Origin of the sequence: Salinivibrio sp. MA440 (genome assembly GCF_001996265.1) — a bacterium.
Lineage (GTDB): Bacteria > Pseudomonadota > Gammaproteobacteria > Enterobacterales > Vibrionaceae > Salinivibrio > Salinivibrio costicola.
Genome location: NZ_MUFI01000047.1, coordinates 21062 through 28671 on the forward strand (window position 1 = coordinate 21062; position 7610 = coordinate 28671).

At 48.0% G+C, this 7610-nt stretch carries 8 protein-coding genes; 6 read left to right on the forward strand and 2 right to left on the reverse strand.

Annotated elements, in window-relative coordinates; translation table 11 throughout:
• Nucleotides 1–358 precede the first annotated feature (358 nt).
• Complete coding sequence (locus BZG80_RS13195; protein ID WP_021023586.1) at nt 359–784, forward strand: YeeE/YedE family protein; 426 nt, start codon at nt 359–361, stop codon at nt 782–784.
• A gap of 15 nt (nt 785–799) precedes the next feature.
• Nucleotides 800–1240 (forward strand): YeeE/YedE family protein, encoded by a 441-nt coding sequence (locus BZG80_RS13200; protein ID WP_021023587.1) that lies wholly within the window; start codon nt 800–802, stop codon nt 1238–1240.
• Between the two features lie 59 nt (nt 1241–1299).
• Here the strand turns inward: BZG80_RS13200 and cysM are convergent, their stop codons facing one another.
• Complete coding sequence (gene cysM, locus BZG80_RS13205) at nt 1300–2193, reverse strand: cysteine synthase CysM (protein ID WP_021023588.1); 894 nt, start codon at nt 2191–2193, stop codon at nt 1300–1302.
• A gap of 226 nt (nt 2194–2419) precedes the next feature.
• On the opposite strand from cysM, the gene cysP reads away from it, so the two are divergent.
• Genes cysP through BZG80_RS13225 form a run of 4 tightly spaced genes read left to right on the forward strand, consistent with a single transcriptional unit; the run spans nt 2420 to nt 6370 of the window.
• Complete coding sequence (gene cysP / locus BZG80_RS13210; protein ID WP_021023589.1) at nt 2420–3424, forward strand: thiosulfate ABC transporter substrate-binding protein CysP; 1005 nt, start codon at nt 2420–2422, stop codon at nt 3422–3424.
• Between the two features lie 58 nt (nt 3425–3482).
• The gene (gene cysT, locus BZG80_RS13215; RefSeq protein WP_108742907.1) at nt 3483–4319 is read left to right on the forward strand and encodes a sulfate ABC transporter permease subunit CysT; all 837 of its coding nucleotides are present in this window, start codon (nt 3483–3485) and stop codon (nt 4317–4319) included.
• Nucleotides 4320–4329: 10 nt separating this feature from the next.
• A complete protein-coding gene (gene cysW, locus BZG80_RS13220; RefSeq protein WP_077679561.1) occupies nt 4330–5238 on the forward strand; it encodes a sulfate ABC transporter permease subunit CysW in 909 nt (302 codons plus the stop codon).
• A gap of 4 nt (nt 5239–5242) precedes the next feature.
• Nucleotides 5243–6370: a sulfate/molybdate ABC transporter ATP-binding protein gene (locus BZG80_RS13225; protein ID WP_077669829.1), complete on the forward strand. Its 1128-nt coding sequence runs from the start codon at nt 5243–5245 to the stop codon at nt 6368–6370.
• 125 nt (nt 6371–6495) lie between these two features.
• Here the strand turns inward: BZG80_RS13225 and BZG80_RS13230 are convergent.
• Nucleotides 6496–7610: glycoside hydrolase family 1 protein (locus tag BZG80_RS13230; protein ID WP_077679562.1), on the reverse strand; the 1115-nt coding region annotated here is incomplete at its 5' end.

Below are 7610 nucleotides of genomic sequence, written 5' to 3' on the forward strand. Positions count from 1 at the left end.
TTGTTCCTCTTTGACACCTACGGCTGTGATATTCGTCGAGTATAGCAGCTCTATCGCTTCACAGCTTCAAGCTATTGAATCAAATAAGTATAATTTGCCCAGTGTTGCTCAGATAACCAAAATGCAGAGAGCGTAACCTACCGACTCTATGATTGCACCTTCGTTTTTTACTGACTAAGACGGTGCGTATTGCTCAGTCTAGCTTAAATTAGATTGGAGCAACGATTAACACAGGTCAACACGTCCAACAAGCAAATAAAACACCCAACCCTAAATTAGTATCGACTTATAAATGTGTTCAAGTATGCTGCCCTTCTCCTTTAGCCATAACGTTTTTTGACTCACTGAGAGGAAAATCATGACGTTTCAAATCTCATGGGATGCCTTGTTTGGTGGCATGCTGGTTGGCACTGCCTGTCTCGCACTTTTAGCACTCAATGGCCGTATTGCCGGGATCAGCGGTATTGTGTCAGGCGCGTTATCATCACACGGCCGTGAAGCTCAATGGCGAGGTCTGTTTTTGCTGGGTATGGTCAGTGCGGGGGTCTTCATGCCATTTATCGGTTTTGAACTACCCAACTACACAAGCCTTGCGCCTGCACTCACACCTATGGTTGCCGTACTCGCGGGGTTGCTGGTCGGGATAGGCACTAAATTAGGTAACGGCTGTACCAGTGGTCATGGCATTTGTGGCATGGGTCGCTTATCGAAACGGTCAATCGTGGCAACGCTCACTTTTATGGGTGCTGCCTTTGTCACTGTTTTTGTTCGTTTACACTTTTAAGGACGTTTATCGCTTATGTTTCGCCTTGTTGCTCTACTCTCAGGCTTTATCTTCGGTGTGGGTATGATGGTGTCAGGCATGGTCAATCCCGCGAAGGTGATTGGCTTTCTGGATGTATTCGGCCAGTGGGATCCCAGCCTTGCGTTTGTGATGGGCGGTGCGCTGTTGGTCTTTGTTCCCGGCTACTTTTTGGGCGTACGTCGGCAGAAAAACCCCGTACTGGCCGATCAATTTTGTCTACCCAAGACGCAAACGCTTGATAAAAAACTCATCGGCGGCGCATTACTCTTTGGCACCGGCTGGGGACTCGCCGGACTTTGCCCAGGACCGGCGATCACGGCTATTGGCTCCGGCGCACTACCGATCGGTCTATTTGTGATTAGCATGCTAGTCGGGATGCGGCTTGTACAAGTGTTCAATGCCAGCTCAAACCGCGCTCTCGCGACAGAAAGTTAACAAACAACGAGTAAAAAAGAACAGGCGGCGCAATCGCCGCCTGCTCACGATTTATCCTATTACGACGAGAACAATCCCGACGATAAATAGCGATCGCCGCGATCGCAAATAATGGCCACCACCACAGAGTCGGGTTCAGCTTTGGCAACTTGCAGTGCCGCATATACGGCCCCGCCAGAGCTCACACCCGCACAAATTCCCTCTTCTCGCGCCAATGCTCGCGCCGTTTCTTTGGCGTCTTGCTCAGAAATATCCATCACCACATCGATATGCTCGTCAGTATAAATGCCGGGTAAGTACTCAGCCGGCCAGCGCCGGATCCCAGGGATGGCACTGCCTTCTGTCGGCTGCAAGCCAATGGTTTTTATCGCGGGGTTTTGCGTTTTTAGGTACTTTGATGTGCCCACAATGGTGCCTGTGGTGCCCATGCTGGCAATAAAGTGGGTGATTTTTTGTTGGCTTTGCTGCCAAATTTCAGGCCCTGTACCGGTCACATGAGCCTGAAAGTTATCCGGATTATTGAACTGATCCAACACTTTGCCCTTGCCCTGTGCCTGCATGGATAACGCCAAATCACGCGCACCTTCCATACCCGACACTTTAGAGACGAGAATCAACTCACTGCCATAGGCACACATCGCATCTTTGCGCTCCTGGGTAGCATTTTCAGGCATGATTAAAATCAGACGATAGCCTTTAATCGCCGCCGCCATTGCTAGCGCTATTCCGGTGTTGCCACTGGTCGCTTCAATCAAGGTATCGCCCGGTTGGATATCTCCACGCGCTTCGGCCTGCACAATCATGTTCAGCGCTGGCCTATCTTTGACCGAACCGGCCGGGTTATTGCCTTCAAGTTTAATCAAAACAGTACTCCCCGTATCAGCGCCTAGACGCTGCAAGCGTACCAAGGGTGTTTGTCCTACGTAGTCTTCAAGCGTTGGGAAATCAGTCACGTCTCTTACCTCTGCCTATCTTTTTCACTGGCGTCATGCCGTGGGGCACTGTCTATAAACGCCATGTTACAAGGGTTTATCACTGGCACGCAGATAAATTGTCACTAACATATACAAAATGGTTATAGTAAAACTGTTTTTTATTCCTAATGATTGCTTTTATTCTGTGACTTATAGCTACTTCTTTTGTTGAACAAGCATCAACCGGTCATTAAGGAACATTACAATGAAGGTATTCAAAACGCTGGCTCTCTCAGCCCTACTTGCCACCAGCAGCGCACAGGTATTCGCCGCTGAACAAACACTGTTGAACTCTTCTTATGATATCGCAAGGGAGCTTTTTGCCGACTACAACCCACTATTCGCAGAGCACTGGCAAGAAAAAACCGGCGACTCCGTAACGATTAAGCAATCCCATGGCGGTTCATCGGCGCAAGCGCGCGCAATTATGCAAGGGCTGCAAGCGGATGTCGTCACCTTTAACCAAGTCACTGATGTGCAGGTACTGCACGATCGAGGCAAACTGATCGATGCCAATTGGAAAGACAACTTCCCCAATAGCAGCTCGCCCTATTATTCCACCACCGCCTTTTTGGTGCGTAAGGGCAATCCCAAAAATATTGAAAACTGGGACGACCTTGCCAAAGACGATGTCGCATCGGTCTTTCCTAACCCAAAAACCTCAGGCAATGCGCGCTATACCTATTTAGCCGCGCTCGGTTATGCGCAAAAAACGTTTGGCAAAGACAACACTGAACAGCAAGATGCGTTTTTGAAGCAGTTACTCGCCAATGTGGCCGTATTTGATACCGGCGGCCGTGGCGCAACCACCTCATTTGTTGAACGTGGCATTGGCGATGTCTTAGTCACCTTCGAATCAGAGGTGAATAACATCCGCCAACAATATGGCAGTGATGATTACGATATCGTGGTGCCTAAAACCTCGATCCTGGCTGAATTCCCCGTTGCCGTGGTAAAGCGAAATGCTAAACGCAATGGCACCACTGAACTGGCGACAGAGTATTTGTCTTATCTTTACAGTGAAAAAGCGCAGCGCTTACTGGCTAACTTTAATTACCGCGTTCATCACCAAGCCGTCGCAGACGAGTATGCCGATCGCTTCCCTCAGGTTGAATTGCTGACGGTAGAAGAGATCGCGGGTGGCTGGGACAAGGCGATGAAAACTCACTTTGCTAGTGGCGGAAAGCTAGACCAGCTCCAGCGCCGCTAATTTCTATTACGACTTAAATCGAGACGTTATGCCATCGTTATCGCATCAACGCCAATCTATGCCACGGGGAGTGCGTCATCAGCGCGTACTCCCAGGGTTTGGTATCAGTCTGGGCGTATCGCTATTGTTTATTAGCCTGATTTTACTACTGCCAGCCAGTGGTTTAATCATGCAAACCAGTCAAATGACTTGGCAAGAATATTGGTTTGCCATCTCAGACCCACGTATTGTCGCCAGTTATAAAGTCACGGCCGGCGCGGCGCTTATCGCTTCCTTATTTAATGGTGCGATTGGACTGCTCTTTGCGTGGGTGTTGGTGCGGTACGATTTTACGGGTAAACGCTTTATTGACGCGTTGGTGGATTTGCCTTTCGCACTGCCCACCGCAGTCGCCGGTGTCACCCTCGCTACCTTGTATGCCGATAATGGCTGGATAGGTAGCGTACTCGCGAACCTCGGTATACAAGTGGCTTATACGCCGATAGGCATTATGATTGCGATGATGTTTACCAGCCTGCCGTTTGTCGTGCGCACCGTACAGCCCGTACTGGAAGAAATTTCTCAAGAGGAAGAAGAAGCTGGCACCTTATTAGGCGCAAGCGATTTTGCCGTGTTTTGGCGCGTTATCCTGCCGACCATCAAACCCGCTTTATTAGTAGGTATCGCCTTATCTTTTACGCGCAGTCTTGGCGAATTTGGGGCCGTGATTTTTATTGCGGGCAATACACCTTACGTCAGCGAGATCACCTCATTGATGATTTTTGTCCGTTTGCAAGAGTTTAATTTCCCAGCGGCAAGCGCCATTGCTTCAGTGATCTTGATGGCATCATTGTCGTTACTGTTTGCGATCAACCTATGGCAAGGTCGCTACTTAAAACGCATTCACGGTCGCTAAGGATAGCTTTATGACTCCCCACACTGCCCGAATCGGTGATTCTGTTTGGATCAAACGTAGTTTGATTGGCTTAATGCTGATACTGGTTGCGCTCGTGTTGGTGCTTCCCTTATTGAGCATTTTTTCTATTGCATTTTCTGACGGTATTGGTACCTATTTTGAGCACCTTCTTGCCCCCGATACACGCCATGCGATTGGGTTAACGCTATTGGTTGCCGTTATCACGGTGCCGGTTAACTTAGTGTTTGGTGTCATGCTCGCATGGGCGGTAACTCGGTTTCAGTTCCCAGGCCGAAAACTGGTCACCACCTTGATTGATATTCCCTTCGCGGTATCACCTGTGGTCGCTGGTCTACTCTATTTGCTGCTGTACGGTAGTAACGGCTGGCTAGGCGCGTGGTTGTTTGAGCATGATTTACAAGTGATGTTTGCTCTGCCTGGCATTGTATTAGTCACCGTTTTTGTCACCTGCCCCTTTGTTGCTCGCGAGCTTATTCCGCTGATGCAACAGCAAGGACACGCCGAAGAAGAAGCGGCGGTGATTTTAGGGGCGTCTTGGTGGCAACTGTTTCGACGCGTCACCTTACCGAACATCAAGTGGGCCCTGATATACGGGGTGATCTTGACCAATGCCCGTGCCATCGGTGAGTTTGGCGCGGTGGCAGTGGTGTCAGGTAGCATTCGTGGCCAAACCAATACCTTGCCTTTGCAAGTGCAGCTTCTGTATGAAGACTATCAAACCCAAGCCGCATTCGCTTGTGCCTCTTTGCTTGCCTTTATGGCATTGGCAACGTTGGCGCTCAAAGCCTTAGTGGAATGGCGTCAGCAACGCGCACAGACAAACGTAACGCCGCTTGATGAGCACAGCGCGTCAACGCCAGCCCAATTTATCCCACAAACGACCCAGAGTGAGCAGTAACATAATGCAAATTCAATTAGACAATATCACCAAACACTTTGGCCAGTTTCAGGCACTTTCGCCGCTATCTCTCACCATAGAAAAGGGTGAAATGATGGGGTTACTTGGACCATCAGGTTCGGGAAAAACCACGTTACTGCGGATTATTGCGGGGTTAGAAAACAGCAATAGTGGCCAAATCCATTTTGGCGAACGCGATGTCACCCAGGTGCATGTTCGCGATCGACGCGTTGGCTTTGTCTTTCAAAACTACGCTTTGTTTAAACACATGACAGTCGCTGAAAACATTGCGTTCGGCTTACAAGTCATGCCGCGGCGCGAGCGCCCTTCAGCGGCCGCCATCACTCAACGAGTTAACGAGCTGCTCGAGGTGGTCCAGCTTGGTCATCTTCGCCAGCGTTATCCCGAACAATTATCGGGCGGACAAAAACAACGTATCGCTCTGGCACGTGCACTCGCGACGCAACCAGAAATTTTACTTTTGGATGAACCGTTTGGGGCATTAGATGCGCAAGTACGTAAAGAACTACGACAATGGTTACGACGCCTACATGATGAAATGGCATTCACTAGCGTGTTCGTCACTCACGATCAAGATGAAGCGCTGGAGCTATCCGATCGGGTGGTGGTGATGAGTAACGGGCAAATTGAACAAGTCGATAGCCCGGTTGATCTGTATGCTTCGCCGAAGAGTCGATTTGTGTTTGATTTTTTGGGGAACGTGAATGTCTTTTCCGGCCAATTTCAGCAAGGGGTATGGAAAAATGGTAACGCCTTTATCGAACCCGCCCTCAATGCGCAGACCAAACAATCCGGCGATTTGTATGTACGCAGCCATGAACTGACCATCACCGATAAACCGAACAGCCAGGTATCGCTGCCCATGCGCGTGGTATCAGTCAACCCTGTCGGCGCCGAGGTACGCGTATCACTGGCACCACAAGGTTGGGAAAGTGATCAATTGTGGGAGGCCACCCTAACTCATCATGCTTGGCAAGCCGCATCGTATCAAAAGGGCGATACCGTTTATGCCATGCCACATATTGGTTATTTCTTTAACCATGACGATACAGCCCCCCACCGCTTACAATGGCCATTCTTGGCGGCAGATAGCTTGGTCTATGATATTTAATAATATAAAAAGGGATTTTTCGCATGGTCGAAGATAAATAGAACATCTGCGAACTTATAATCAGAAAACGCGGGTTCAATTACCCGCGTTTAAACATAAACAGTAACAGTATTATCTATAAAGCACTAGCTCTTAAGGTTACTGCCTCGCGTTTCTATTACTTTTTGATACCAATAATACGACGCCTTCTTTTTCCTGGCTAAACCATTATCATGGTCAACATAGATGAACCCGTATTGCTTTTTAAACCCGTTGAGCCAGCTCAATAAATCAATTGCCGACCATGCGTAATAGCCTTTGACATTCACACCAAGCTCTATCGCTTTTTTTACAGCTACCAAGTGATCATTAATAAAATTAATCCTTGGAATGTCGCAGACCTCACCATCTATAATAGGGTCTTCATCCCCTAAACCATTTTCAGTAATATATATTCTGACATCACCATAGTACTCTTTTAGTAGCTGTAGACCACTCACAAAGCCATCAGGTGATATTTCCCATCCCCATTTTGTATATCGCTTATCATCCATCGCGACCGTTCGGTATACACCGTCAAAGCTCGGATTACCGGGGGCTCCTGTCGCGTTCTCTCGCGTCGGCTCAACAACATCGCCTGGCATATGTATTCTTTCTACCCGCATGGGCTGGTAGTAGTTTAATCCAATAAAGTCATTGAGTGGTGCAGCAATTATTAAACTTTCTCTATCATCTGCCGTTATTTTGGGTTGGATACCTTGGGTTTCGAGCCACGCCATCACATAGTCTGGGTACTCTCCCTTCAAAATAGGGTCATAAAACCAATTAAGGTTAAACTGATTAGCGTGCATGGCTGCAAATAGGTTATCTTCACTATTATCAATTGAAAACGCGGGTGTGAAGACATGGCTCAAGCCTATTTCTCCATATTGTTTACGCTTTTTATATGCGATTACAGCTTTAGCATGCGCAGTAAAAACATGATGCGTCGCTTGAAAATACTTTTCTGGCGCATTATGAATACCCGGAGGATGCGCACCCGCAAGATATCCGTRCCCACAAAAAATAACGGTTTCATTGAATGTAATAAAATGTTTGACACGATCACCAAAGCTCTCAAAACAAACGTTTGCATAGTTCAAAAAAGCATCGATTGTTTTTCTATTTAACCACCCTCCGTCTTTTTCCAAACAGAGAGGAAGGTCCCAGTGATAGAGCGTTACAAAAGGAACTATTCCATATTTTAAACACTCATCAATGA